Consider the following 24,204-nt stretch of genomic DNA (forward strand, 5'->3'; position numbering starts at 1 on the left):
CCAGCAAAAATGAAAAAAATGCCTGCAGATTTGCAGGCATTTTTCATGGCTTCCGCCCATCAAGGGCGAGCGCTGCTTACAGCACTTCGTCCTTGAGTTGCGGAAACACCTTGGAGACTTTGGCCAGCAGGTAGTCGCCATAGCGGCCGCTGAAAGCGTGGACGTTGGCCTTGTCCCAGCGCTCAGCGCTGTCGTCGCGGTCCGGCGCGCCTTGCAGACCTTCAATACGCTGCACGCGGGCTTCGAAATTGGGGTCGAAAAACAGCGGGAAAGACAGGCGATCCGTGCCCGAGGTATTGCGCTTGACGCGGTGTGGCGTGGATTTGTACAAGCCGCCCGTCATGCGGTCGAGCATATCGCCAATGTTGCAGACAAAGGTGCCGGGCAGCGGCGGCGCATCCACCCAGCCTTGCGGCGTGTGTACGGCCAGGCCGCCAATTCTGTCCTGGTACAGCACAGTCAACAGGCCGTAATCGGTGTGCTCACCCACGCCCCAAGGTGCGTCTACGCCAGCGGGCACTGCCACGCTGGGGTAGTTGAAGATGCGGAACAGCACCAGCGGGTCAGCGGTATAGCGCTCGGCAAAATACTGCGCCGGCAGGCCTAGGCTCAGCGCAATGCCTTCCATCACGCGGTGGCCCACCTGGGTGACGGCGTCCATGTACTGCAAAATGGTTTCGCGGAACTCGGCCAGATCGGGGAAGAGATTGGGGCCGTGCACCGGCGTTTTGGCTTGCACCAGCGGGTGTTCGGCCGGCAGTTCGGTGCCCAGGTAGAGGCCTTCTTTCCAATCGGGCAGGCCCGAGGTCAGCTCGCCGCCCACCTTGAAATAACCGCGCCAGGCACGGCCGGCCAAAGCCATGCGCCATTGCAGCTTGCGCTCTTCGGGCCAGCTGAAAAACTCTTGGCTCAGCGTGTGCAGCTTGTCGATCAGTGCTTGCGGCACGCCATGCTGGCTGATGTAGAAAAACCCGTGCTCACGGCAAGCGCGGCCGATGGCATCGGCCACCAGGGCGCGCTCTGCGTCGCTGGCGCCGGGCTTGAGCAGCGCCGCAATATCGATCACCGGCAGGCTGGCCGTGGCAGAAGAAGTAGCAGTAGTCATAACAAGAAATACGTCCTGGCGGGCTCGCGCCGGGGTCAGGATTTGTCGAACGGCGAACGGATGTCCGCCAGAAACTTTTGCGTGCGCGGGTGCTGCGGGCGCTGGAAAAAGTCTTCCGGCGTAGCACGCTCCAGCACGGCGCCCTGGTCCATGAAGATCACACGGTCGGCCACCTCGCGGGCAAAGCCCATCTCGTGCGTCACGCAGACCATGGTCATGCCGTCCTTGGCCAGGTCGCGCATCACCAGCAGTACCTCGCCCACCATCTCGGGGTCGAGCGCGCTGGTGGGTTCGTCCAGCAGCATGATGGGCGGGCGCAAGGTCAGCGCCCGCGCAATCGCCACGCGTTGCTGCTGGCCGCCCGAGAGCTGGCTGGGAATCGCATCCGCCTTATTGGCCAGGCCCACGCGCTGCAACAGCGCCATGGCGCGCTCCTTGGCTTCGGCGGCGCTCAGCTTTTTCAGCTGCACCGCGGCCAGCGTGCAGTTTTCCAGCACCGTCAGGTGCGGAAACAGGTTGAACTGCTGGAACACAAAGCCGATGCCGGCGCGCAGCTGGTTCACATCCAGCTTGGGGTCGTGCACATCCTGGCCATCCAGAGTAATGCTGCCGCCCTGGATCTCTTCCAAGCGGTTGATGGTGCGGATCAGCGTAGATTTGCCCGAGCCCGAAGGCCCGCACACCACCACCACTTCACCGGTCGGAATGGTCTCGTTGACATCGACCAGCGCGTGGTAATCGCCATACCACTTGTTCACGTTTTTCAGCTCAATCATGCAGCTACCTTCTGTACACGGCGGTTGCCCAAGCCTTTGCGCTCCAGCCGTTTCTCTATCCAAAATGCCAAGCGCGACAGGCCAAAGCACAGCACAAAATAGGTCAGGCCCAGAATGCCGAACACCTCGGCCGGCTTGGTGAACACCAGGCTGTTGATCTGCGTGGCGATAAAGCTCACCTCGGCCAGCCCGATGATGTAGCCCAGCGAGGTTTCCTTGATCGTCGAGATGAACTGGTTCACCAGCGAGGGCAACGAGTTGCGCATGGCCTGCGGCAGCACCACCGTGCGCATGGCCTTGAAGTACGACAAGCCCAGCGAGCGAGCGCATTCCATCTGCCCTTTCGGCAGCCCTTGAATGCCGGCGCGCACAATCTCGGCCAGATAGGCCGCATCAAAAATCACCAGCGCGATAAGCATGGTCCAGAACTGGTCGGTCTTGTAACCTGTCACGCTGGGCAAAAAGAAATAGGCCCAGAACACCACCATCAAGAGCGGCGTGCCACGCACCACGTACACCAGCGCCGTTACCGGCCAGCGCACCACGCGCCACGACGAGATGCGCGCCATGCCTAGCACCAAGCCCAGCGGCAGCGAGAGCAACAGGCCCAGGCTGGCCAAAATCAAGGTCAGCGCCAAGCCGCCGAGCGGGCCGTTGGGGTACTGGCCCACCAGAAAATACAACCAATAGGTTTGAATCAATTCCAGCACAGCGCCCCCTTACATCGTGCGCACCGGATAGCGGCGCTGGAACCAGACGGCCGCCATGGTGATGAGCAGCGACACGGCCAGATAGGCTGCGCTGGCAAAGGCAAACGCCTCAAAGCTGCGGAACGACTGGCTCTCGACTTGGCCGGCCTGGTACATCATCTCGGCCGCGCCGATGACGGTGGCGATCGAGGTGCCTTTCCACATGTTCAGCGTTTGCGAAATGAGTGGCGGCACGGTAAAGCGAAAAGCCTGCGGCAGGATCACCAGGCGCATGGTGCGCATGTACGTCAGCCCCAAGGCACGCGCTGCTTCCATCTGCACACTCGGCACGGCGCGGATGCCGCTGCGAATGTCTTCAGCCATGTAGGCCGCCGTGTAGACACCCAGCGCCAGCACGGCGCAGATCGATTCCACCGGGCCGGCGTACAGCGCTTCTTTCCAGGCAGCGGGCAATAGCTCAGGCACGCCAAAGTACCAGAACAGCATTTGCGCCAGCAGCGGAATGCTGCGCACCACTTCCACAAAGCTTGCACCTATCCAGCGCAACGCCTTGAAAGGCGACAAGCGGCACAGCGCCACCACCAAAGCCAGCGGCAGCGCAATCCAGAAGGCAAAAAACAAATACTGCAGCGACATCTTCAGCCCGGCCACCAGCATCTCGTGGTATTGGCCGTGCAAGAGCATCTGCACATCAAAAGTCGTCATCTCAGCTATCCATAAGCAAGACAAGGCGCTGGGTGCAGCGCCTTGTCTTCACAGGGCCAGGCCTTGCCTCAGTCGATCTTGTCGGTTTCGAACTTGAACGTGCGCTTGGGCAGCTTCAAAGCGCTTTTCTGGCCAAACCACTGCTCGTACATGGCCTCGGCCTTGCCGCCGGCTTCCAGCTCGCGCAAGGTGTCGTCCACCACTTTTTTGAAACCGGCTTCACCCTTTTTGATACCCAGCGCCAGCGGCTCGGAACTGATGCTGGTGGGCAGCATCAGGTAGTCCTTGCTCTGGTCGCCCAGTTGCACCAGGGCGCGGGCCAAGCTTTGGTCTTCGTTCACAAATGCCGCCACCTTGCCTTGCTGCATGGCCACCAGGGCTTGCGGCGAGGTGTCGAACGACACCACAGTCACCGTGGGCACGGCTTTCTTGATGTTCACTTCCATCGAGCTGCCCTTGGCGGTGGAGACGCGCTTGCCGGCCAGATCGGGCACGTCCTTGATGCCGCTGTTGGCCTTGACCAGCACCTTCTGGCCAGCCACAAACGTGGTCAGCGAGAAGTCGATCTGTGCCTCGCGCTCCTTGTTGTGCGTCAGCGAAGCGGCCAGCAAGTCGATATGGCCTTGCTGCAGCTCGGGGATGCGAGCGGCCAGCGTGATCTGTTTGAACACCGGCTTGACACCGAGCTTGGCCGCCACGGCCTTGCCCAGGTCTACGTCGTAACCGGCCAGCTCGCGGGTCTTGGGGTCGATAAAGCTCAGCGGTTCGTCCGTGCCGAGCACGCCCACTACCAGCTCGCCTTTTTTCTGGATATCGGCCACCTGGTCGGCATGCGCCACACCGCTGGCAACTACCAGGCTCGCTACTGCGGCCATCCAAATGCGTCGTTTCATATCGCTCTACTCCTTGTAGTATTCGTTCTATCTGCCACCGTGAACCGGTTTCAGGCCACCGAACACTGTAGCAGCGGCTTTCAGGCCGCTGCGCTCTCGCAAACCCGAGGCTGTTGTTGCAATCGGTAAGGCAGTGCTTATCGGGCTGCGGTTTCCTGGAACTTGAAGTCGCGCACGCTGTACTGGTGGCGGGTTTGCGGGCCGTACCAGGTGAAGAAGATTTTTTCGGCCTGGCCGGATTTCTCCAGTTGCGTCAGCGCCTCATTGACTGCCGCTTTCAGCGCTGGCTCGTTCTTTTTCAGGCCCACCGCCACCACCGTGGTGCTGACGCGCTCAGGCAACAGGCCAAAGGCTTTGCCACCATCGCCTGCTTTGGCCACGGCATCGAGCAAAGCGGCTTCGTCGTCCACATAACCCGCGCCCTTGCCTTGCTGCAGCGCCTGAAAAGCCTGCGGAGCCTGGTCAAAGGTGATGACTTGCACGCCGGGCACTGCCTTTTTGATGTTGCCTTCTTGCGTGCCGCCCTTGACGGTGACGACGCGCTTGCCGTCGAGCTGCGCCAGCGTGCTGACCCCGCCTGCGCTCTTGACCAGCACCTTCTGGCCGGTGACAAAGGTGGGCAACGAGAAATCGATCTGGCCTTCGCGCTCAGGCGTCTTGGCCAGTGCAGCAGCCAGCACATCGACATGGCCTTGTTGCAGCTCGGGGATGCGTGCTGCCACCGCCAGCTGCTTGAACACCGGCTTCACGCCCAGGGCCTTGGCCAGCTCCTTGCCCAGGTCTACCTCATAGCCCACCAGCTCGCGCGTCTTGGGGTCGATAAAGCTGTAAGGCTCGGCCGTGCCCAGCACGCCAATCACTACTTCGCCTTTGGCGCGAATATCGGCCAACTGGTCTGCCCAGGCCGTGTTGGCCGCCGCAGCCAGCAAGGCTGCACCCATCCAGGCAATTTGCTTCATTTTCTTTTTCCTTGTTATTGGGAAACGGGCAGGCGCGTGGCAACTGCCCGTTTCGGTGTCTCAGCCCGCTTGGCCAGCTGGAGCTGCTCAGTCGGCAACCTTGTCGCTGTCGAGCTTGAAGTTGCGCTTGGGCATCTTCAAGGGGCTGGCCTGGCCGTACCACTGCTCGTACAAGGCTTCGGCCTTGCCGCTGGCTTCGAGCTCGCGCAGGCTGTCGTCCACGGCTTTTTTCAACGTCAGCTCACCCTTTTTGATGCCCAGCGCCAGCGGCTCGATGCTCAGGTTCGAGGGCAGAATCTTGTAGTCCTTGCCTTGCTCGCCCAGTTGCACCAGGGCACGCACCACGCTCTTGTCGTCGTTCACAAAAGCCGCTGCCTTGCCTTGCTGCAAAGCCTGGAAAGCCTGCGGCGCCGTGTCAAAGGTGATGACGGTGGCCGTGGGCACCGCCTTCTTGGTGTTGGGCTCTTGCGTGCCGCCCTTGACGGTGACCACGCGCTTGCCTGCCAGATCGGGCACATCGTTGATGCCGCTGCTCTTTTTGACGAGCACGGTCTGGCCAGTGATGAAGGTGGTGATGGAGAACTCCAGCTGCGCCTCGCGCTCCTTGGTGTGGGTGAGCGATGCGGCCAGCAAGTCGACATGGCCTTGCTGCAGCTCGGGGATGCGCGCCGCCACCGTCAGCTGCTTGAACACGGGTTTGACACCCAGCTTGGTGGCCACGGCCTTGGCCAGGTCTACGTCGTAACCCACCAGCTCGCGGGTCTTGGGATCGATAAAGCTGTTGGGCTCGTCCGTGCCCAGCACGCCCACCACGATTTCGCCCTTTTTCTGAATATCGGCCAGCACATCGGCTTGCGCCGAACCCCAGGCCAGCGCCAACACAGCCGCTGCAGCCCACACACCCGTCTTCTTCATGGCAATCCTTTTTCTGGCCGCCCCACGGCGGCACTGATAGGAAGCCATCTTAGAGTTATAAGAAGCCTATATGAACAATTTTTTACTTATAAGGAAATAAGTGCCTGGCCTGATAGGCAAAGAAAAAGCCTTGCAGATTTCACTGCAAGGCTTGTCTGGGAATGCCAGGTTTTAGCGCTGAGGAGCGGCGTCCGCTTTCAACTTGGCGCGCTGCTTGCTCACCTCGCTGGCGCTCACGTCCGATGCCTGGTTGCCCCAGCCCTTGCGCACAAAGGTAGCGAGTTGGGCCACTTCTTCATCGGTCAGGCGGTCAGCATAGCCTTGCATGGCCAGGTGCATGGGACGGCGGTCCGTCGAAGGCACGGAGGTGCCTTGCAAGATCACGCCCAGCAGCGGGCTGGCGTCCTTGCCTTGCACCATGGCGTTGCCTTGCAGCTCGGGGAAGATCTCGGGCGAGCCCTTGCCAGACACGAAGTGGCAGGCAGCGCAGTTGTCGAGGTACAGACGGGCGCCCAAAGGCATGTCGGGCGCGGCCGAGGTCAGCAGTGCAGCGGTGGCTTTGCCGGCATCGTCAGCAGCAAGTGCAGGCGTGCTGCGTGGGCCGACTGTTGCAACTTGTGCAGCCACTTTTTCCACGGGCTTTCCATCCATGCTCTTCAAGAACACGCCCATGGCGTTCAGGTCGGCATCGGTCATGTATTGCAGCGAGTGCTCAATGGCCAAGGCCATTTCACCGTTGGCAATAGCGTGCACGTTGCGGCCGGTGCCCAGGTAGGCAGCCACGTCGGCAGCGGTCCAGTTCTTGATGGCCGAGCCTTCGCCGCGCAGGGCGGGAGCGGTCCAGCCGTCGAGCACGCCGCCGGTCAGGAAGTTGGCGTCCGACAGGCGCGTACCGTTCTGGGCCATGAAGGCCGTGCGTGGGCTGTGGCAAGCGGCACAGTGGCCAGCGCCTTCGACCAGGTACTGGCCGCGGATTTGCTGCTCGTCGCCAGCCATGGGCTTGAACTGCGATTCACCCGACAGGGCCAGCCAGTTCCAGGCGCGGATGCCAAAACGCATGTTGAACGGGAAGCTCAGGCTGGTGGCCTCCACCTGGTTCTTCACGGGCTTGACTTCTGTCTGGATGTAGTCGTACAGAGCGCGGATATCGCTTTCCTTCATGAAGCGATAGTTCTCGTACGGCATGGCCGGGTAGAGCTGCTGGCCGTGGCCACCGACGCCGTCCACCATGGCAGCGCGGAACTGGTCAAGCGTCCAGTTGCCGATGCCGGTTTCCTTGTCAGGCGTGATGTTGGAGGCCCAGATGACGCCCATCGGGCTGTGGATGCCATTGCCACCGGCCAGAGGCTCGCCACCCTTGGCAGTGTGGCAGGCCATGCAGTCGCCGGCGCGCATGACGTATTCGCCACGGCCGGCTTCGGCCTTCCAGTCGGCGGGCAGGGTTTCGTTGGCTGGCGTGGGCTTGAACGGTGCGTAAGCCAGTGCCAGTGCGGCGACGATGCCCAGAACAACCAGGGCGATCAGAATGCTGAGGACTTTTTTCATGGGGTACTACTCCTCAGACCAAAGGGCGGGGATTCTTCAGGTACAGGGTGCGGATCGCGTGCAGCGTCCAGTAAGCCAGGCCGCCGACCATGCCGGTGGGGTTGTACTGGGTGTTCTGCACAAAGTTGCCGGCGCCGAAGACGAACACGTTGTGCTTGTCCCAGGTTTGGCAATAGCGATTCACCACGCCTTCGCGCGGGTTGGCCGACATGATGTGGCCGCCGGTGTTGTGCGTGGTCTGGTAAGGGCGCACGTCGAAGGTGGCACCAATGTCCTTGAAGCCGGCTTGCATGATGTCGGGGTTCATGGCCTTGGCCACTTCGCTGGCCTTGAGCTTCTGGTACTGGTTCATCTTCAGGTCGTTGTCCTGCCAGTTGAAGGTCATGCGCATCAGCGGACGGCCATGCGGATCCTTGTAAGTAGGGTCCAGGTCGAGGTGGTTGACGCGGTAGGACATGTGCGAACCGTGCGTGCCGATCGACATGGAGTGGCCGTACCACTCGCCAATGCCCTTTTTCCAGCCGGCACCCCAGCCAGGCGTGCCCTTGGGCAGCGGCATGGAGCGGATAGGCTGGCCGTTCATCGAACCCACGCGCCAGTAGGCGCCGCCGATGAAGCCAAGCTTGCCGAAGTCGTTCTGGTTGATGCCGAAGTCGTCAATGCAAATGCCGTTGGAGCCGTGGCCGATGAAGGGGTTGAAGTACTCGCCCTTGAAGAACATGGTCACACCGCCGTTCATCTGGTAGGCGTAGTTCTTGCCGGTGACACCTTCATTGGTCTTGGGGTCGTAAGGCTTGCCGATGCCCGAGACCAGCAGCAGGTGCACGTTGTTGAGCTGGTAAGAAGACAGGATCACCAGATCGGCAGGCTGGAACACTTCTTCGTTGGTGTTCGAGTCGAAGTAGGTCACGCCGGTGGCGGTCTTGCCGTCTTCCGAGCTTTCTACGCGCAGCACTTCGCAGTGGGTACGGTAGCTGAAGTTCTTCTTGCGCTTGAGCGCGTCGAGCACCGCGGTTTGGGGCGACGACTTGGAGTACTGGTAGCAGCCAAAGCGCTCGCAGAAACCACAGAAGTTGCAAGGCGCCATCTGCATGCCGTACGGGTTGACGTACGAGGTAGACGCAATGCCGGCAGGCGCGGTGAACGGGTGGTAGCCCATTTGCTTGGCCACGGCTTCGAACTTGGTCGAGTCGTAGGTGTGGGGCAGCGCAGGCATGGGGTACTCTTTGGAGCGCCAGCCTTCGAACGGGTTACCGCCCTCTTGGATCTTGCCGTTGAGGTTACCGGCCTTGCCCGAGATACCGGCCACTTCGTCGAACTGCGTGAAGAAGGGTTCGAGCTCGTCGTAGGTGACGGGGTAGTCCATCAGGTTCATGCCTTCAGGAATGATCGACTCGCCCCAGCGCTCTTTCACATAGCTGCGCAGCTGGATTTCTTGTGGCTGTGGGCGCCACAGCAGGCCGTTCCAGTGCGTGCCTGCACCACCCACGCCGTTGGCGGGCAGGAAAGAGCCCATCGAGCGGTAAGGCAGCGCCACTTCGCTGTCGCTGCGGCGCACCGTCACGGTGGCCTGGCGGGGGCGCTGCATGTTCTTCAGGCGCACGCCATAGGTCAGCTCGTCAATCTGGTTCGGGTACTTGAACTCGGGCACCGTGTTCTGGTCGCCACCGCGCTCCAGTGCCACAATTTCCAGGCCTTCCGCGGCCAGTTCCATACCGGCGATGGAGCCGGTCCAGCCGAGGCCAACGATGACCACGTCTTTTTTCTTTTCAATGCGTGCCATGGTTTATGCCCTTTCGCCCTTGATCGACACTGGTCCCAGCGGGTACTTCTTGTTGTGCTGGCCCACCCATTCGGCGTAGCTGGCACGAGCACCGGGGAAGCCGATGTATTTCCACGACTGCATGCCAAAGTTGCCGCCGTGCATGGGGTCGGCGAAATAGCCTTCCTTGGTGTTGGCGAGCAAGGTGCTGAAGAAAAAGCTCAGCTCCGGGTCCAGCTTGATCTGGCCTTTTTGCAGTGCGGTCAGTGCTTCGTCCTGCTGCTCGGCAGCCAGGTCCTTGAACTCCTTGCCAAACTTTTCTTTGCAAGCAGCGTTGAAGGCGGGAATGGCCTTGCGGTAGAGCTGTGCCGGGTTCAGCGGCGTTTGCCAACCACGGTCAGGCGTAGCAGCCGGATCGTGCGGGCCTTCCATGTACCACAGCTCTGCATTGCCGTAGTAGCCCTGGAGCTGGCGATCGATGAACACGGGCACATGGGCCTCGATGGCGCCGGGGCCGTCGCCTTCCGAAGGAATCAGACGCGCCGTGGCAGCCAGTACAAAAGCCCATTCCTCAGGGTTCAGGTACTCAGGCTTGTACTGGTCCAGCTTGACGGGCGTTTCCTTGCCATTGGCATGGAAAGTCACGGCAGCGCCGGTCAGCGCCACACCGGCGCCCGAGGCCAGCAGGAACGACCTGCGGCTGGGTGGAGATATGTTAGACATTGTTTTGTTCCTTCATCGTGCAAACGGCCCAGCCGCACGCAGGCGTGCCGGACGGTTGCTGGGGGTACTTTTGGGGTCGATCACTTGCCGTGGAGCGCAGCTTGCAGAGCTGAACCTCCAGGACAACACGCACTGCTAGTGCATGCACACATTGGGCCCAAGCCTTCTCGCCAAAGGCCCAGATCGCCCAAACTCTTGCATGGTAGAGACAATGGCCAATGTTTGTTGTAGGCGCAACCTTTAGTTGCATGTAGGCCGCGGTCTTTTGTTGGAGCAAAACACAAGGGGTTTGATGTTAGATATAAGACCTAAGACTTGGGCGCATCTTCCACCCAGCTAAGGCACTGAAAATCCAGGGTTTTCGCAGACCGTGCAGCCATAAAAAAATCCGCTGACCCAACCATTGGGCAGCGGATTTTTCTTGGAGAAAGAAGTATCAGGGCAGCAAATCGAGGCTTTGCTGGTAATGCGGCTGGTGCATCAGCTCGTCCCAGGTTTGTGGCGCCGTATCGGGCAGCAGCGCCTGGCGGCGGGCTTCCGAGTCTTCGCTCGGAACCCAGCGGCCATCGCGCAAGGCGGCATCCATGCCGTCGAGCAGTTCATCGACATGCTCACCCAGGCCCAGGCTTTGGTTGCACAGCAGCACCATGTCGCAACCGGCTTGCAGGGCCGACAAAGCAGCATCGGTATAGCTGATAAGTTGGCCGTTGATGCGGCGTGCGCCTTCCATGCTCAGATCGTCGCTGAAGATGGCGCCGTCGTAACGCAGCTGGCCACGCAGAATGTCTTTGAGCCACTTTTCGCTGAAGCCTGCCGGGCGCTTGTCCACCTTGGGATAAACCACATGCGCCGGCATCACGGCCGTGAGCACGCTGGACAGCCAAGGGTAAGGTGCAGCGTCTTCGGCCAGAATGGCCTTGAGGCTGCGGGCATCGACCGGAATGTCGACATGCGAATCCGCTTTGACATAGCCGTGGCCGGGAAAATGCTTGCCGCAGTTGCCCATGCCCGCCTGCAGCAAACCGTGCATGAGGCTGCGCGCCAGCGTGGCAACCACGCGAGGGTCGCGGTGGAAGCTGCGGTCACCGATGACCGAGCTTTCACCGTAATCCAGATCGAGCACCGGCGTAAAGCTGAAATCCACGCCGCAGGCCCGCAGCTCTGCACCCAGCACATAGCCGGCGGCAGTGGCCACATCCATGGCGCGCATGGCGCCGCTGCCTTCGCGTTGCTGGCGGCCTTGGCCGTCGTCCATCCACATTTGGCCCAGCTGGCGCATGGCAGGCAGATGCGTGAAACCGTCGGTCTTGAAGCGCTGCACGCGGCCGCCTTCGTGGTCTACACAAATCAGCAAGTCAGGCTTGACGGCCTTGATGTCGGCACACAGCTGCACCAGCGCAGCACGGTTTTCCCAGTTGCGGGCAAACAAGATGATGCCGCCCACCAGCGGGTGCGCCAGGCGCGCACGGTCGGTGTCGGTGAGCGCTTTGCCGGCAATGTCAATGATCAAAGGAGCGTGGAGGTTCATGGTGTGGTGCGAGTGAATACGGGGCGGAGCCCATGGTAAGGGCTGGTGCGCGCTGGCGCTTTGCGGCAAAGCGGGTCAGTCGGCTGTTTTTGAAAATAGCGGTTCAATGGTTCAAAGCTTTTCCACGACGCAGAAGCTGGCCGCGTAATCCACCTCGTCCGTCACCGTGATGTGGGCCGACAAACCCTGTGCGGCAAACCAGGTGGCCAGCTCGCCATGGAGTTGAATGGCCGGCTTGCCGCTGGGCTGGTTGATGATTTCGCAGTGCCGCCAGGTCATGGGCATGCGCATGCCCAGGCCCACGGCTTTGCTGAACGCCTCTTTGGCGGAAAAACGAGTGGCCAGGTAGCGCACGCCCCGCTCGGGCCAGCGCTCGGAGCGGCGGCGCCACACGGCCAGCTCGCCCTCGGCCAGCACTTTTTGGGCAAAGCGTTCGCCTTGCCTGTCCAGCGTGGCGCGGATGCGGCGGATGTCGCAAATATCGGTACCGATGCCGTAAATCATGGTCTAGCGAGATTCGGTCTGGTTCGGTCTGGGCACTTGCAGGGCAAGCGCCCGAAGCCGTGGTTACAGCAATACGCCGTCCGGGCGGGCCGCCAGCGAGCGCAGGTAAGCACGCACGGATTCGGCGTAGCCCAGCTCCAGCGCGTCGGTCACAAAAGCATGGCCAATCGACACTTCCAGCACGTTAGGCACATTGGCCACAAACGGCGTCAGATTGCGCAGGCTCAGATCGTGCCCGGCGTTGACGCCCAGGCCCACCGCCTGCGCTGCCTCAGCCGCTGCGGCATAGAGCTTGATCTGTGCGCTTTGATCTGGCGTGCCAAAGGCTGCGGCATAGGGCTCTGTGTACAGCTCCACCCGGTCTGCGCCCACGGCTTTGGCGGCGGCCATCTGCTCGGGGATCGGGTCCATGAACAGGCTCACGCGCACACCCAGCGCCTTGCACTCGGCAATCAGCGGCTGCAGGCGCTCGGCATCATCCGGGAAGCTCCAGCCGTGGTCGCTGGTGAACTGGCCTTCGCTGTCAGGCACAAAAGTGGCCTGGTGCGGGCGGTACTTGCGCACAAAGTCCATCAGGTTGTGGAAAGGGTTGCCCTCGATGTTGAACTCGCGCGGCACCGGCCAGGTGGCCACCACTTCGGCCAGCTTTTCCACATCGTCAGCACGGATGTGGCGCTCGTCCGGGCGTGGGTGCACGGTGATGCCCTGCGCACCGGCTTCGAGACACAGGCGTGCCGCCCGCGTGACGCTCGGAATGCCCAGATGGCGGGTGTTGCGGATCAGGGCAACCTTGTTGAGGTTGACCGACAAGGCGGTTTTTACGGGAGTCATAGCGATTGAATGTCCATCATCAACTGGCGGGTACGCAGCACCGGCTGGCCGCAATGGTGTTGCAACACAGCACGCAACTGCGCTTTTAACTCGCCCGCACACAAGACGCAAGCCCTGAGGACCTGAGGATACGGGTTTGGCTGACAGAGCGCGGCTTCCAGCTGCCGCCATTGCGCGCCGCTGAGGCTGGCGCGCTCATTGGGCGTGGCCTCGCGCAGCCCGGCCTCGGGCACCAGCACGTAGTGTGCACCATCTTCCAAGGCTTGCAGCGACAAGGTCTGCTGCGCCAGCGATGGCAAATGCCCCAGCGCGCGCAGCAGCAGCAGTTCGAAAGCGCGCAGCACCGGTTCCAGCACATCGCCATGGTCGGTAGCCAGCACGCGCACCACGCCAGCGTAAATATCGAACAGCTCGGCAAACGGGTCTTCGCGCGCCAGCAGACGCATCAACAGCTCGTTGAGGTACATGCCCGAGAGCAGACCTTCGCCCACCGGCATGGTGTGGCCACCCACCCATTCGGCGCTTTTGAGGGTGTGGATATCGGAGGCACCGTCCGCGCCCAGCCCGTACGACAGGCGCAAGGGCTGCAGCGCCAGCAAGACCGGGCGAAAGCTGGAAGTGGGCTTTTTCACGCCTTTGGCCACCAGCGCCACGCGGCCGCGGTGGCGGGTGAAGCATTCCAGGATCAGGCTCGACTCGCTCCAGTCGTAGCGGTGCAGGATAAAGGCGGGTTCGTCGTTGACGCGTTTGACAGCCATGGCAGTTGCTTGCCCGAGCAGGCCGCCTCAGCGCGCCCGGCCGGGCCGCTGCTTATTCGTAGCCAAAGGATTTGACGCGGGCTTCATCGTCAGCCCAGCCCGAGCGCACCTTGACCCAGACTTCGAGGAAGACCTTGGCGCCCAGGAGCTTCTCCAGCTCTTGGCGCGCCTCGGTGCTGATGCGCTTGAGCTTTTCGCCCTTCTCACCAATCACCATGGCTTTGTGGCCGTCGCGCTCGACCACGATGGTGGCGGCAATGCGCATGAAGCGGCCGTGCGCCTTGCTCGGCTCTTCGTCGAACTTGTCGATGACCACGGTCGATGTATAGGGCAGCTCGTCGCCGGTAAAGCGGAACAGCTTCTCGCGCACGGTTTCGGCGGCCAGAAACTTCTCGCTGCGGTCGGTCAACTCGTCGGCGCCGTAGAACCAGTCTTGCTCGGGCAGGTACTTTTCGCAAATGCCAAACAGGCGCTCGATATCGCCCTTGTTCTTGGCCGACATGGGCACGAACTCGGCAAACGGGTGGCGCTCTTGCATATCGCGCAGCCAAGGCGCAATTTCATGGCGGCGGTGCACGGTGTCCAGCTTGTTGGCGATCAGCAGTGTGGGGATACAGGGCTTGAACAGGCTCAGCACCTTGGCGTCGGCCAGGGTGAAGCTGCCGGCCTCAACCACGAACAAGATCAGGTCCACATCGCCAATGGCGCCCATCACGGTTTTGTTCAGCGACTTGTTCAGCGCCGTGCTGTGGCGCGTTTGGAAGCCCGGTGTGTCGACAAACACAAACTGCGTGCTGTCCTTGGTGCGGATGCCGGTGATGCGGTGGCGCGTGGTTTGCGCCTTGCGCGAGGTGATCGAGATCTTCTGGCCCACCAGCGCGTTCATCAGCGTGGATTTGCCCACATTGGGCTTGCCCACAATAGCGATCAGGCCGCAGCGCTGCGGGCCGGTGGCTACCGGTTCGGCTGCGGCGGCAACTTCGGCCGAGCGGGCCACAGCAGCGCCGGGCTTGGCAGCAGCCAGCATGGCATCCAGGTCGGCCATGGACTGGCCCGATGGCGAGGTGGATGCAGCGTCAGCCGCAGGGGATTTTTTGGAAGTCATAAAAGCTCAGCGATGCTCGGTTTGCAGGTGTTGCAGCATGATGGCGGCGGCCGCCTGCTCTGCTGCGCGGCGCGACGGACCCTGGCCCTGGGTGCGGGCATGGAGCGACGGCACCGTGCACTCCACCAGGAAAGTCTGCGCATGGGCGGCACCACTGGTGCCCGTGACCTCGTACAGAGGCACAGATTTCTTGCGCGCCTGCAGCCATTCCTGCAAGGCGGTTTTGGCATCTTTGGAAGCCGCCGGCATGTGCTGCGAGATTTCTACGCGCTCGTACAGGTGGTGAACAATGCCTTCGGCCACGGTGTAGCCAGAATCCAGGTAGGCGGCGCCAATGATGGCCTCGACCGCATCGGCCAGGATCGAGGGGCGCTCGCGGCCACCCGATTTGGCCTCACCCTCGCCCAGGCGCAAAACCTTGGCCAGCTCCAGGCGCAGCGCGATCTGGTGCAAGGTGTCTTGCTTGACGAGGTTGGCCCGAATGCGCGAGAGATCGCCCTCGGGCGTGGTCTTGAGCTTTTGGAACAACATGGTCGAGACCGCCAGGCCCAGCACCGAGTCGCCCAGAAACTCCAGGCGCTCATTGTGTTCCGCAGAAAAGCTACGGTGCGTTACCGCTCGCTGCAGCAACGCACCGTTCGAGAATGAATACTGCAGGCGCTCCTGCAATCGACTGAGTTCTGCTTCCACCTATTTCACACTATCTTTAAAACGGAAGACCAGGTAGGCCGGCCCGAACAAGGGGACGTCGCGCTCATAGCTGTACGACACCACAATGCTGCCATTGGAATCCTTGGTCACATCCAAATCCTTGGCATTGACCGATTTCATGTCATCAATCGCCTGGGCCTTCTGGTAAATGTCGCGCACTTCCTGCACGGTAGAGCCCTGGCGTGCCGCTCTGGTGGCCGCTTTTTTGATGTTCATGTTCTCGATCACCACGGGAACTGCCTGGCTGCCCACTGCCACCCCGGCCACGATGATGAAGCCCCACAGAACCAGCCCGATAAAGGACAGGCCGCGCTGGCGACTGCGTGGTGTGCGTTGCATGGCTCGCATAGACATTCCCTCTTGAAAACTGTTTTTAGTTGAACGATCCGATGCGCTTGATGTTACCGAAATTCATCCAGACAAAGAAGGCTTTGCCGACGATATTGGCATCAGGCACAAAACCCCAGTATCGAGAATCCAACGAATTGTCACGGTTGTCACCCATCATGAAGTAATGGCCTTCGGGCACCTTGCAGGTCACGCCTTCGACGGTGTAGCGGCAGTTTTCGCGGTACTTGAAATCGCTTGCGCCCTGCACAAAGGCCGGCACATCGGCATTGGTAATGGCACGGTGCGTCTTTTCGCCCAACTGCTCTTCAATCTGCTTGAAGTAGCGCATGGCGTCTTGCTCAAAATAATCGGCCTGGTTGGTGGTGGGCACCGGCTTGCCATTGATGGTCAGGCGCTTGTTGAGGTAGGCCACTTCGTCGCCCGGCACGCCAACCACGCGCTTGATGTAATCCATGCTCGGTTGTGGCGGGTAGCGGAACACCATCACATCGCCACGCTGGGGCGCATTGCCTTCGGTGATTTTTTTGTTGATCACCGGCAGGCGCACGCCGTAGGTGAATTTGTTCACCAAAATCAGGTCGCCCACCAGCAGGGTCGGGATCATCGAGCCCGAGGGAATCTTGAAAGGCTCGAACAAGAACGAGCGCAGCAGAAACACCACCACGATCACCGGGAACAGACCAGCCGTCCAGTCCAGCCACCAGGGCTGCATCAGCAAACGCGCCTGGCCTTCTTGCACATCGTCGCCATCGACCTTGTCAATGCCCTGCGCACCGAGTTGCTGGCGGCGCTCGGCGGCGTTCGCAGCCAGGGCCGTTGCCGCCGCCTTGCGCTTGGGCAGAAAGTAAAAACGCTCAGCCAGCCAATAGGCGCCGGTGACCACCGTCGCCAGGAACAACAGCAATGCAAAGTTGCCTTCAATCGCGCCGCTGTACCACGCGCCCATATAGGCCACAAAGGCGGCCAGAATCAGTGTCGTCAGGATTTGCATAGCTTGTGTCGCTTGGCTCGCTCTGTCTTTAATCTTCAACCTGCAAGATAGCCAGGAAGGCCTCTTGCGGCACTTCCACCGAGCCGATCTGCTTCATGCGCTTTTTGCCGGCCTTCTGCTTTTCGAGCAGCTTGCGCTTACGCGTGATGTCACCGCCATAGCACTTGGCCAGCACGTTCTTGCGCATGGCCTTGACGGTTTCGCGGGCGATGATGTTGGCGCCAATGGCTGCCTGAATCGCCACGTCGAACATCTGGCGGCTGATGATCTCACGCATCTTCGCCACCACCGCACGACCACGGTACACCGATTGCGAGCGGTGCACAATGATCGACAGCGCATCCACCTTCTCGCCGTTGAGCAAAATATCGACCTTCACCACATCCGAGGCGCGGTATTCCTTGAACTCGTAATCCATCGACGCATAGCCGCGCGAGACCGATTTGAGCTTGTCGAAAAAGTCCAGCACGATCTCGCCCAGCGGCATCTCGTAGGTCAGCATCACCTGGCGGCCGTGGTAGGCCATGTTCATCTGCACGCCGCGCTTCTGGTTGGCCAGCGTCATCACCGGGCCCACATAGTCTTGCGGCATGTACAGGTGCACGGTCACGATCGGTTCGCGGATCTCCTCAATACGGCCCTGGTCAGGCATCTTCGAGGGGTTTTCCACGTCGATCAGCTCACCGTCTGCCTTGAGCACCTGGTAGACCACGCTGGGCGCGGTGGTGATCAGGTCCTGGTCGAACTCGCGCTCCAGGCGCTCTTGCACAATTTCCATGTGCAGCAGGCCCAGGAAACCGCAGCGGAAACCAAAGCCCAGCGCCTGCGAGACTTCGGGCTCGAACTGCAGCGCCGCATCGTTGAGCTGCAGCTTTTCCAGCGCATCGCGCAACTGGTCGTATTCGCTGGCTTCGGTCGGGTAAAGACCGGCAAACACCTGGGGCTTGACTTCCTTGAAGCCGGGCAGCGCCTTGTCGGCCGGACCCAGGTTGTTGGGCAGCTTCTTTTCAAGCGTGATGGTGTCACCCACCTTGGCCGCTTTCAGCTCCTTGATGCCGGCAATGATGTAGCCCACCTCGCCTGCCTTGAGCGAATCACGCGGCGAGTTGGCCGGCGTGAATACGCCCACATTGTTGGCTTCGTAGGCCGCACCAGTGGCCATCATCTTGAAGCGCTCGCCCTTTTTCAGCTCGCCATCCACCACGCGCACCAGCATCACCACGCCCACATACGGGTCGAACCAGCTGTCCACGATCATGGCGCGCAGCGGGCCATCGGGGTTGCCCTTGGGCGGCGGCACCTTGGTGACGATGGCTTCCAGAATCTCGTCGATGCCCATGCCGGTCTTGGCCGAGCAGGGAATCGCGTCGCTGGCGTCGATGCCGATCACATCTTCGATCTCGGCCTTGGCGTTGTCCGGGTCTGCCTGCGGCAGATCCATCTTGTTGAGCACGGCAAACACTTCCACACCCAGATCGAGTGCGGTGTAGCAGTTGGCCACCGTCTGCGCTTCCACGCCCTGCGATGCATCCACCACCAGCAGGCCGCCTTCGCAAGCCGACAGCGAACGCGAGACTTCGTACGAGAAGTCCACGTGGCCGGGGGTGTCGATCAGGTTCAGGTTGTAAACCTTGCCGTCTTTGGCCTTGTATTGCAGAGCCGCGGTCTGCGCCTTGATGGTGATACCGCGCTCTTTTTCGATGTCCATCGAATCCAGCACCTGCGCCTCCATCTCGCGCTCGGCCAAGCCGCCGCAACGCTGGATCAGACGATCGGCCAGGGTGGACTTGCCATGGTCAATATGGGCAATGATGGAAAAGTTACGAATGTGCTGCATCAACGACAAACAAAGAAGGGCCGGGGGAGCATGCGTCCTGCCAGAGCTGCAGGCACGCCAAAGCGGCTGACCAGGGCCAGCCAAAAGCAAGCATTGTAGGCAAAAAAGCAAAGTACCCCGGAAATACGGGCCTGCTGCTCCAGGGGCTGAAACGGCTTTTCTCGCCCGCTGTCGCGCAACCCGCCCCACCTCCTCCTGCCCAGGCGCTCGGGTGGCAGCGCATGCGAGCGGCCGCATTTTTGGTTACGACCGCAATCTGGCATGACTTGCATCAACACATTCAGTCAATTTATCACTCATATTTCGCATATCGATATATCGAAAACTTATTTCATGCCAGTTTTCGTTGTAGCGATATCTCTGAGCGAGGCTCCCATGACTGACATCAGCACCACGACAAACCCCAGCAAACGATCCTTTCTGCAAGATTTGGTAGCCCTGGCCACCGGTTTTGGCCTCAGTGCCTCGGCACAAGCAGTTACACCCGGCGACCCAAGCTTTCAACCGGCCCGCCGCCCTGGCATGGAGGGCAAGCGCTTTGGCATGTTGGTAGATATGCGCAAATGCATTGGCTGCCAGGCCTGCACCGTGAGCTGCTCGGTAGAGAACCAGCCGCCCATCGGCCAGTTCCGCACCACGGTGTTGCAGTACGAGGTAGACCGGCCAGAGCGCGCGCCAGCCATGGTCAGCCTGCCACGCCTGTGCAACCACTGCGACGAGCCGCCTTGCGTGCCGGTCTGCCCGGTGCAGGCTACGTTCCAGCGTACCGATGGCATCGTGCTTGTCGACAACGAGCGTTGCGTCGGCTGCGGCTACTGTGTGCAGGCCTGCCCTTACGACGCCCGCTTCATCAACCACGAAACGCAGACGGCCGACAAGTGCACCTTCTGCGAGCACCGCCTGGAAGCCGGCCTGCTGCCCGCCTGTGTGGAAAGCTGCGTGGGCGGCGCGCGCGTGATCGGCGATCTCAACGACGCCAACAGCGAAATCAACCACCGCATTGCAGCGCACAAGGACGAGATCAAAGTCCTCAAACCCGGCATGAAAACCAAGCCCCACGTGTTCTACATCGGCCTGCCCGATGAGTTCGTCAACGGCGTCGACGGCCAAGCCACGGTGCGCCTGGTGGCCGAGCATCTGTGAAAGGCGTCACACCATGCAAATCATCGAACTCCTGACCCCTGCGTACGAAGCCGCCTGGCTGCCCTGGGCCGTGCAGTATTTCTTTCTGGTCGGCATTGCCACCGGCGCGGCCTTGCTCAGCTCTGCCTGCGTCTTTGGCCCAACTGGCGGCCTGCGCCAGCGCCTGTTGCCAACGGCTGTGCTGGTGCTGGCCATGAGCGCCATTGCTGCGCCCGTGGCTTTGCTGGCCGATCTGCACCAGCCCGCCCGCTTCTGGCACTTTTATGCACATCTCACACCCTGGTCGTGGATGAGTCTGGGCGCCGTGCTGATGCCCACTTTCGTCGGCCTCTGCGTGCTGATGTGCGCGCTGTGGTGGCTGGGCAAACCGGGGTTGATGCGCTGGCTCGCCCCACTGCTGGTGCTCTCCACACTCAGCATCGTGGTCTACACCGGCGCAGAAATCATGGTGGTGCGCTCGCGCCCCTTGTGGAACACGCTGTGGGTACCAATCAACCTGGCGCTCAGCGGCTGGCTCGCCACCGTGGGCATGGGCTTTGTGCTCTACCGCTTTTTGCCTGCCCGCTGGCAGCCGGATGCAGCGGCGCTGCAAGGCTTGCGCAGCCTCGGTCTGGGCCTGGCTACGGCCTTGGTTGTCAGCGCCCTCACCTGGGGCATCTACGGTATCAGCGGCCAAAGCCCTTCGTTTGATCTGGCACTGCGCCTGTTCCGCGAGTTCCCGGTGTGGCGCATGGCAATGCTCGGTTCGGGCGTGTTTGGCGCTGCGGTGGTGATAGCGCTGCTGCGGGGCGAGCGCCGCCTGGGCGCCAAGGGCTACACCTTGGTGCTGGGCACGGGCCTGGCCGCATCGGCCTGGGCCTTCCGCTGGGCGCTGTTCATGGGCGTGCAAGGCGTGCCCAAGTTCGGCGCCGGTCTGTACCTCTACCACATGCCGCTGGGCGGCGACGGGCTGCTGGGCATGCTGGGCGTAGCCGGTTTGTGCGTGGCCCTGGTAGCCATGGCCACTTGGGCGCTGGAACTGTTCCCCGCCCGCCAAGCGCCGAGCGCCGCCTGAACCTACCCCGCCCTCAGCCAAAACAACCACTAATTTCAGCGCTCGCAGCCAGCCCAAACATGGCTGCAGCGCCCGCTTCTCTCCAGAGGCCCAAACATGACAGATAAGAACCAAAAATCCCCCGCTCCCGCAGCCCCAGCTGGCCAACAAGCCGGCAACACCGATGCCGCCCGCCGCCGCATGCTGTTGCGCGGCGGCGCAGTTGCCGGCGGCCTGGCTGCATTTGCTGCAGGCTACGGCGAAACCGTGGCCAAAGGTGCCAAAGGGCTGATCACTGGCAGCTCGGGAAAAACCACCAAGAGCGCTACCCGCGGCAACTCGCTCACGCCGGAGTTCCGCATCGACCCGGTCACTGGCCAACTCAGCACCCACCCCGGCCAAGTGGTCAGCCCGTCAAGTTGCCTGGGCTGCTGGACGCAGTGCGGCGTGCGCCTGCGCGTGGACACCAAGCACAACCAGATCATCCGCATTGCCGGCAACCCTTACCACCCGCTGGCCACCACGCATCCTGCACCGATGGAAACGCCGGTGCGCGATGTCTACGCCATGCTCGGCGGCGACAACGGCCTTGAGGGCCGTGCCACCAGTTGCGCCCGAGGTTCGGCCATGCTGGAGCACCAGAAAGCACCGCACCGCGTGCTCCAACCGCTCAAGCGCGTAGGCCCGCGCGGCTCAGGCCAATGGAAGACGATTTCGCTGGAGCAGCTGGTGCAGGAAATCTGCGAAGGCGGCAACCTGTTTGGCGAAGGCCATGTTGAAGGTCTGCGTGCCATCCGCGATGTGCAAACACTGATCGACCCGGCCAATCCCGAGTACGGTCCCAAAGCCAACCAGTTGCTGTTCACCGAAGCCTCCAACGAAGGCCGCACACCGCTCATCAACCGCTTTGCCAAACAGGCCTTCGGCACCGTCAACGTCTCCAACCACGGCTCTTATTGCGGCCAAACCTACCGCGTGGGCACTGGCGCTGCGCTGGGCGATATGGTCGGCATGCCGCACGGCAAGCCCGATTGGAAAAACTCCCGCTTTGGTCTTTTTATCGGCACATCGCCAGCGCAATCGGGCAACCCTTTCCAGCGCGTAGGCCGCGAGCTGGCCGAGGCACGCTCGCGCGACGAGAACACTTATAAATACGTGGTGGTATCGCCCATGCTGCCTACCTCGTCCAGCCACGCGGCGGGCGACAACAACCGCTGGCTGCCCGTCAAACCGGGCAGCGATCTGGCGCTGGCCATGGGCCTGATTCGCTGGATCATTGACCACGAGCGCTACGACATGCAGTTCCTCACCCAGCCTGGCCCGGCCGCCATGGCTGCAGCCGGCGAGGCATCGTGGAGCAATGCCACGCACTTGCTCATCAACGAGCCCAAGCACCCGCGCTACGGCCAGTTCTTGCGCGGTGCGGACATTGGCCTGCCCATGCCCGAGCCGGTGGACGACAAAACACCGGCACAAGATGTTTTTGTGGTGCAACTGCCCGGCGGCCAACTCGCCCCGCACACCGTGGCACAAGCCGCTGAGCTTTTGGTAGAGCGCGAATTCACACCCGCCCCAGCAGCCGGTGCCAGCGAAGCGCCAGCACCGATTGCCGTGTGCAGCGCCTTTGCCAAACTGCGCGCAGAGTCGCACCGCAAAACGCTGGCTGAATATGCCGCGCTGTGCGGCGTGCCCGTTAAAGAGATCGAAGACCTGGCGCGCGAATTCACCAGCCACGGCAAGCAGGCTGTGGCCAACTCGCACGGCGGCACCATGAACGGCTCGGGCTTCTACACCGCCTACGCCATTGCCATGCTCAACAACCTGATCGGCAACCTCAACGTCAAAGGCGGCTGGGTCATGGACGCCGGCCCTTTCGGCCCCTTTGGCCCCGGCCCGCGCTACAACTTTGCGCAGTTTCCCGGTGCTGTCAAAGCCAGCGGCGTGGCCTTGTCGCGCACCCGTTTTCCGTACGAGAAAACCAGCGAGTTCCAGCGCAAAAAAGCGGCCGGCCAAAACCCTTATCCGGCCCAGGCTCCGTGGTATCCAGCACCTGGCGGGCTGTCGAGCGAAATGCTGGCCGCCGGCCTACTGGGCTACCCCTACCCGGTCAAGGCCTGGATCAACCACATGAGCAACCCGATCTACGCGATCTGCGGCTTTGAGAATACGCTGGCCGCCAGCATCAAAGATGTGAAAAAGCTGCCGCTGTTTGTCTCGGTCGACCCGTTCATCAACGAAACCTCGGCACTGGCCGACTACATCGTGCCCGACACCGTCACCTACGAAAGCTGGGGCATTGGCGCGCCCTGGGCCGATGTCATCGCCAAAAGCAGCACCGTGCGCTGGCCCACGGTTGACGCCGCCACCGCCAAAACGGCCGACGGCAAACCCGTCAGCCTGGAAAGCTTCATCTTTGCTGTGGCCAAGCAGCTGCAACTGCCCGGCTTCGGCAAAAACGCCATGTCCACCAAAGACGGCGAGCCGCTCGATCTGGAAAGTGCCGAAGACTTTTACCTGCGCGGCATGTGCAACATCGCCTACCAGGCCGGCAAGCCGGTACCTGAAGCGAGTGACGACGACATCGCCATCACCGGCCTCACGCGCTGGATGCCCGCTGTCGAGCAACGCCTCAAACCCGACGAGGTACGCCGCGTCGCCATGGTGATGAGCCGCGGCGGCCGCTTCGACAAAGTGGAAGACGCCTGGAAAGGCGAGCAGCTCAAACTGCAGGCCAAGTTTCCCGCCACTTTCTGGCACGAAGGCCTGGCCAAAATGCGCCACTCCATGACCGGCGAGCGCTACAGCGGCTGCCCCACCTGGTACCCCACGCGCCTGGCCGACGGCTCGGACATGCGCAAGGTGTTTACCGAGCAGGACTGGCCGCTGACCATGACCAGCTACAAATCCAACCTGATGAGCAGCATGTCCATCGCCGCATCGCGCCTGCGCCAGGTGCACCCGCACAACCCCGTCAGCCTGAACCGGGACGACGCCGCCCGATTGGGCATTGCCAACGGCGACCACATCGAGCTCAGCACACCCGGCGGCCAACTGCAAGGCGTGGCGCTGGTGCGCACCGGCATTGCGCCGGGCGCTGTCGCCATCGAACACGGCTACGGCCACAAGCAACTGGGCACGGTAGCGCATGTCGTAGATGGCAAATCTACGCACGCCAACCCGCAACACGGCCAGGGCGTGAATCTCAACACACTGGGCTTCGCCGACCCCACGCGCCCCGCCAAAGACAATGTCTGGATCGACTGGGTATCGGGCGCCGTGGTGCGGCAAGGTTTGCCAGTGAAGGTACGGAAAATCTGAG

At 61.7% G+C, this 24,204-nt stretch carries 22 protein-coding genes; 3 read left to right on the forward strand and 19 right to left on the reverse strand.

The genetic code is table 11. The annotated features are described in order from the left end of the window. Window positions 1–76: 76 nt before the first annotated feature. The 19 genes from ACFIQF_RS21640 to lepA form a co-directional block, all read right to left on the reverse strand. Window positions 77–1,105: an isopenicillin N synthase family dioxygenase gene (locus ACFIQF_RS21640; protein ID WP_393945719.1), complete on the reverse strand. Its 1,029-nt coding sequence runs from the start codon at window positions 1,103–1,105 to the stop codon at window positions 77–79. 35 nt (window positions 1,106–1,140) lie between these two features. Then, window positions 1,141–1,881 (reverse strand): amino acid ABC transporter ATP-binding protein, encoded by a 741-nt coding sequence (locus ACFIQF_RS21645; RefSeq protein ID WP_393945720.1) that lies wholly within the window; start codon window positions 1,879–1,881, stop codon window positions 1,141–1,143. Then, window positions 1,878–2,591 (reverse strand): amino acid ABC transporter permease, encoded by a 714-nt coding sequence (locus ACFIQF_RS21650; protein ID WP_393945721.1) that lies wholly within the window; start codon window positions 2,589–2,591, stop codon window positions 1,878–1,880. The genes ACFIQF_RS21645 and ACFIQF_RS21650 overlap by 4 nt, the downstream gene beginning before the upstream one ends. A gap of 9 nt (window positions 2,592–2,600) precedes the next feature. Next, window positions 2,601–3,296 (reverse strand): amino acid ABC transporter permease, encoded by a 696-nt coding sequence (locus tag ACFIQF_RS21655; protein WP_393945722.1) that lies wholly within the window; start codon window positions 3,294–3,296, stop codon window positions 2,601–2,603. A gap of 68 nt (window positions 3,297–3,364) precedes the next feature. Next, window positions 3,365–4,189, reverse strand: coding sequence for a transporter substrate-binding domain-containing protein (locus ACFIQF_RS21660; RefSeq protein ID WP_393945723.1), 825 nt, complete (start codon window positions 4,187–4,189; stop codon window positions 3,365–3,367). A 137-nt stretch (window positions 4,190–4,326) separates the two neighbouring features. Further along, window positions 4,327–5,148, reverse strand: coding sequence for an ABC transporter substrate-binding protein (locus ACFIQF_RS21665; protein WP_393945724.1), 822 nt, complete (start codon window positions 5,146–5,148; stop codon window positions 4,327–4,329). An 87-nt stretch (window positions 5,149–5,235) separates the two neighbouring features. Then, window positions 5,236–6,063, reverse strand: a complete 828-nt coding sequence (locus ACFIQF_RS21670) for an ABC transporter substrate-binding protein (RefSeq protein WP_393945725.1) — start codon at window positions 6,061–6,063, stop codon at window positions 5,236–5,238. A 171-nt stretch (window positions 6,064–6,234) separates the two neighbouring features. Beyond that, on the reverse strand, window positions 6,235–7,608 hold the full coding sequence (locus ACFIQF_RS21675) for a c-type cytochrome (RefSeq protein ID WP_393945726.1): 1,374 nt from the start codon (window positions 7,606–7,608) through the stop codon (window positions 6,235–6,237). Window positions 7,609–7,621: 13 nt separating this feature from the next. Beyond that, on the reverse strand, window positions 7,622–9,391 hold the full coding sequence (locus ACFIQF_RS21680; RefSeq protein ID WP_393945727.1) for a GMC family oxidoreductase: 1,770 nt from the start codon (window positions 9,389–9,391) through the stop codon (window positions 7,622–7,624). Window positions 9,392–9,394: 3 nt separating this feature from the next. Beyond that, window positions 9,395–10,093, reverse strand: coding sequence for a gluconate 2-dehydrogenase subunit 3 family protein (locus ACFIQF_RS21685; RefSeq protein WP_393945728.1), 699 nt, complete (start codon window positions 10,091–10,093; stop codon window positions 9,395–9,397). 436 nt (window positions 10,094–10,529) lie between these two features. After that, window positions 10,530–11,621, reverse strand: coding sequence for a beta-N-acetylhexosaminidase (nagZ, locus tag ACFIQF_RS21690; RefSeq protein WP_393945729.1), 1,092 nt, complete (start codon window positions 11,619–11,621; stop codon window positions 10,530–10,532). A 111-nt stretch (window positions 11,622–11,732) separates the two neighbouring features. Then, window positions 11,733–12,125, reverse strand: a complete 393-nt coding sequence (gene acpS, locus ACFIQF_RS21695) for a holo-ACP synthase (protein WP_393945730.1) — start codon at window positions 12,123–12,125, stop codon at window positions 11,733–11,735. A 63-nt stretch (window positions 12,126–12,188) separates the two neighbouring features. After that, window positions 12,189–12,956 carry a pyridoxine 5'-phosphate synthase gene (locus tag ACFIQF_RS21700; RefSeq protein WP_393945731.1) on the reverse strand — a complete coding sequence of 256 codons (768 nt, stop codon included), beginning with the start codon at window positions 12,954–12,956 and terminating at the stop codon, window positions 12,189–12,191. Continuing rightward, window positions 12,953–13,714: a DNA repair protein RecO gene (gene recO / locus ACFIQF_RS21705; protein ID WP_393945732.1), complete on the reverse strand. Its 762-nt coding sequence runs from the start codon at window positions 13,712–13,714 to the stop codon at window positions 12,953–12,955. Before recO ends, ACFIQF_RS21700 begins: the two co-directional genes overlap by 4 nt. Before the next feature lie 52 nt (window positions 13,715–13,766). Further along, window positions 13,767–14,759, reverse strand: a complete 993-nt coding sequence (era, locus tag ACFIQF_RS21710) for a GTPase Era (protein ID WP_393945766.1) — start codon at window positions 14,757–14,759, stop codon at window positions 13,767–13,769. 66 nt (window positions 14,760–14,825) lie between these two features. Continuing rightward, window positions 14,826–15,509: a ribonuclease III gene (gene rnc / locus ACFIQF_RS21715; RefSeq protein ID WP_393945733.1), complete on the reverse strand. Its 684-nt coding sequence runs from the start codon at window positions 15,507–15,509 to the stop codon at window positions 14,826–14,828. Next, a complete protein-coding gene (locus tag ACFIQF_RS21720) occupies window positions 15,510–15,878 on the reverse strand; it encodes a DUF4845 domain-containing protein (protein WP_393945767.1) in 369 nt (122 codons plus the stop codon). 25 nt (window positions 15,879–15,903) lie between these two features. Further along, the gene (lepB, locus tag ACFIQF_RS21725; protein WP_393945734.1) at window positions 15,904–16,872 is read right to left on the reverse strand and encodes a signal peptidase I; all 969 of its coding nucleotides are present in this window, start codon (window positions 16,870–16,872) and stop codon (window positions 15,904–15,906) included. Window positions 16,873–16,900: 28 nt separating this feature from the next. Continuing rightward, window positions 16,901–18,709 carry a translation elongation factor 4 gene (lepA, locus tag ACFIQF_RS21730; protein WP_393945735.1) on the reverse strand — a complete coding sequence of 603 codons (1,809 nt, stop codon included), beginning with the start codon at window positions 18,707–18,709 and terminating at the stop codon, window positions 16,901–16,903. Window positions 18,710–19,084: 375 nt separating this feature from the next. On the opposite strand from lepA, the gene dsrO reads away from it, so the two are divergent. The 3 genes from dsrO (at window position 19,085) to ACFIQF_RS21745 (ending at window position 24,203) form a co-directional block, all read left to right on the forward strand. Next, on the forward strand, window positions 19,085–19,852 hold the full coding sequence (gene dsrO / locus ACFIQF_RS21735; RefSeq protein ID WP_393945736.1) for a sulfate reduction electron transfer complex DsrMKJOP subunit DsrO: 768 nt from the start codon (window positions 19,085–19,087) through the stop codon (window positions 19,850–19,852). Window positions 19,853–19,865: 13 nt separating this feature from the next. Next, the gene (gene nrfD / locus ACFIQF_RS21740; protein WP_393945737.1) at window positions 19,866–20,906 is read left to right on the forward strand and encodes an NrfD/PsrC family molybdoenzyme membrane anchor subunit; all 1,041 of its coding nucleotides are present in this window, start codon (window positions 19,866–19,868) and stop codon (window positions 20,904–20,906) included. Window positions 20,907–21,002: 96 nt separating this feature from the next. Further along, entirely contained in the window at window positions 21,003–24,203 is a 3,201-nt protein-coding gene (locus ACFIQF_RS21745) for a tetrathionate reductase subunit A (protein ID WP_393945738.1), read from the forward strand. Window position 24,204: the final 1 nt, after the last annotated feature.

Source organism: Comamonas trifloxystrobinivorans (assembly GCF_043359985.1).
Taxonomy (GTDB): Bacteria; Pseudomonadota; Gammaproteobacteria; order Burkholderiales; family Burkholderiaceae_C; genus Comamonas; species Comamonas trifloxystrobinivorans.

Coding starts and splice junctions, on each gene's coding strand:
- ACFIQF_RS21640 (WP_393945719.1), bottom strand. CDS start 1,105: ATGACTACTGCTACTTCTTCTGCCACGGCCAGCCTGCCGGTGATCGAT.
- ACFIQF_RS21645 (WP_393945720.1), bottom strand. CDS start 1,881: ATGATTGAGCTGAAAAACGTGAACAAGTGGTATGGCGATTACCACGCG.
- ACFIQF_RS21655 (WP_393945722.1), bottom strand. CDS start 3,296: ATGACGACTTTTGATGTGCAGATGCTCTTGCACGGCCAATACCACGAG.
- ACFIQF_RS21660 (WP_393945723.1), bottom strand. CDS start 4,189: ATGAAACGACGCATTTGGATGGCCGCAGTAGCGAGCCTGGTAGTTGCC.
- ACFIQF_RS21665 (WP_393945724.1), bottom strand. CDS start 5,148: ATGAAGCAAATTGCCTGGATGGGTGCAGCCTTGCTGGCTGCGGCGGCC.
- ACFIQF_RS21670 (WP_393945725.1), bottom strand. CDS start 6,063: ATGAAGAAGACGGGTGTGTGGGCTGCAGCGGCTGTGTTGGCGCTGGCC.
- ACFIQF_RS21675 (WP_393945726.1), bottom strand. CDS start 7,608: ATGAAAAAAGTCCTCAGCATTCTGATCGCCCTGGTTGTTCTGGGCATC.
- ACFIQF_RS21680 (WP_393945727.1), bottom strand. CDS start 9,391: ATGGCACGCATTGAAAAGAAAAAAGACGTGGTCATCGTTGGCCTCGGC.
- ACFIQF_RS21685 (WP_393945728.1), bottom strand. CDS start 10,093: ATGTCTAACATATCTCCACCCAGCCGCAGGTCGTTCCTGCTGGCCTCG.
- nagZ (WP_393945729.1), bottom strand. CDS start 11,621: ATGAACCTCCACGCTCCTTTGATCATTGACATTGCCGGCAAAGCGCTC.
- acpS (WP_393945730.1), bottom strand. CDS start 12,125: ATGATTTACGGCATCGGTACCGATATTTGCGACATCCGCCGCATCCGC.
- ACFIQF_RS21700 (WP_393945731.1), bottom strand. CDS start 12,956: ATGACTCCCGTAAAAACCGCCTTGTCGGTCAACCTCAACAAGGTTGCC.
- recO (WP_393945732.1), bottom strand. CDS start 13,714: ATGGCTGTCAAACGCGTCAACGACGAACCCGCCTTTATCCTGCACCGC.
- era (WP_393945766.1), bottom strand. CDS start 14,759: ATGGCCGACCTGGATGCCATGCTGGCTGCTGCCAAGCCCGGCGCTGCT.
- ACFIQF_RS21720 (WP_393945767.1), bottom strand. CDS start 15,878: ATGCGAGCCATGCAACGCACACCACGCAGTCGCCAGCGCGGCCTGTCC.
- lepB (WP_393945734.1), bottom strand. CDS start 16,872: ATGCAAATCCTGACGACACTGATTCTGGCCGCCTTTGTGGCCTATATG.
- lepA (WP_393945735.1), bottom strand. CDS start 18,709: ATGCAGCACATTCGTAACTTTTCCATCATTGCCCATATTGACCATGGC.
- dsrO (WP_393945736.1), top strand. CDS start 19,085: ATGACTGACATCAGCACCACGACAAACCCCAGCAAACGATCCTTTCTG.
- nrfD (WP_393945737.1), top strand. CDS start 19,866: ATGCAAATCATCGAACTCCTGACCCCTGCGTACGAAGCCGCCTGGCTG.
- ACFIQF_RS21745 (WP_393945738.1), top strand. CDS start 21,003: ATGACAGATAAGAACCAAAAATCCCCCGCTCCCGCAGCCCCAGCTGGC.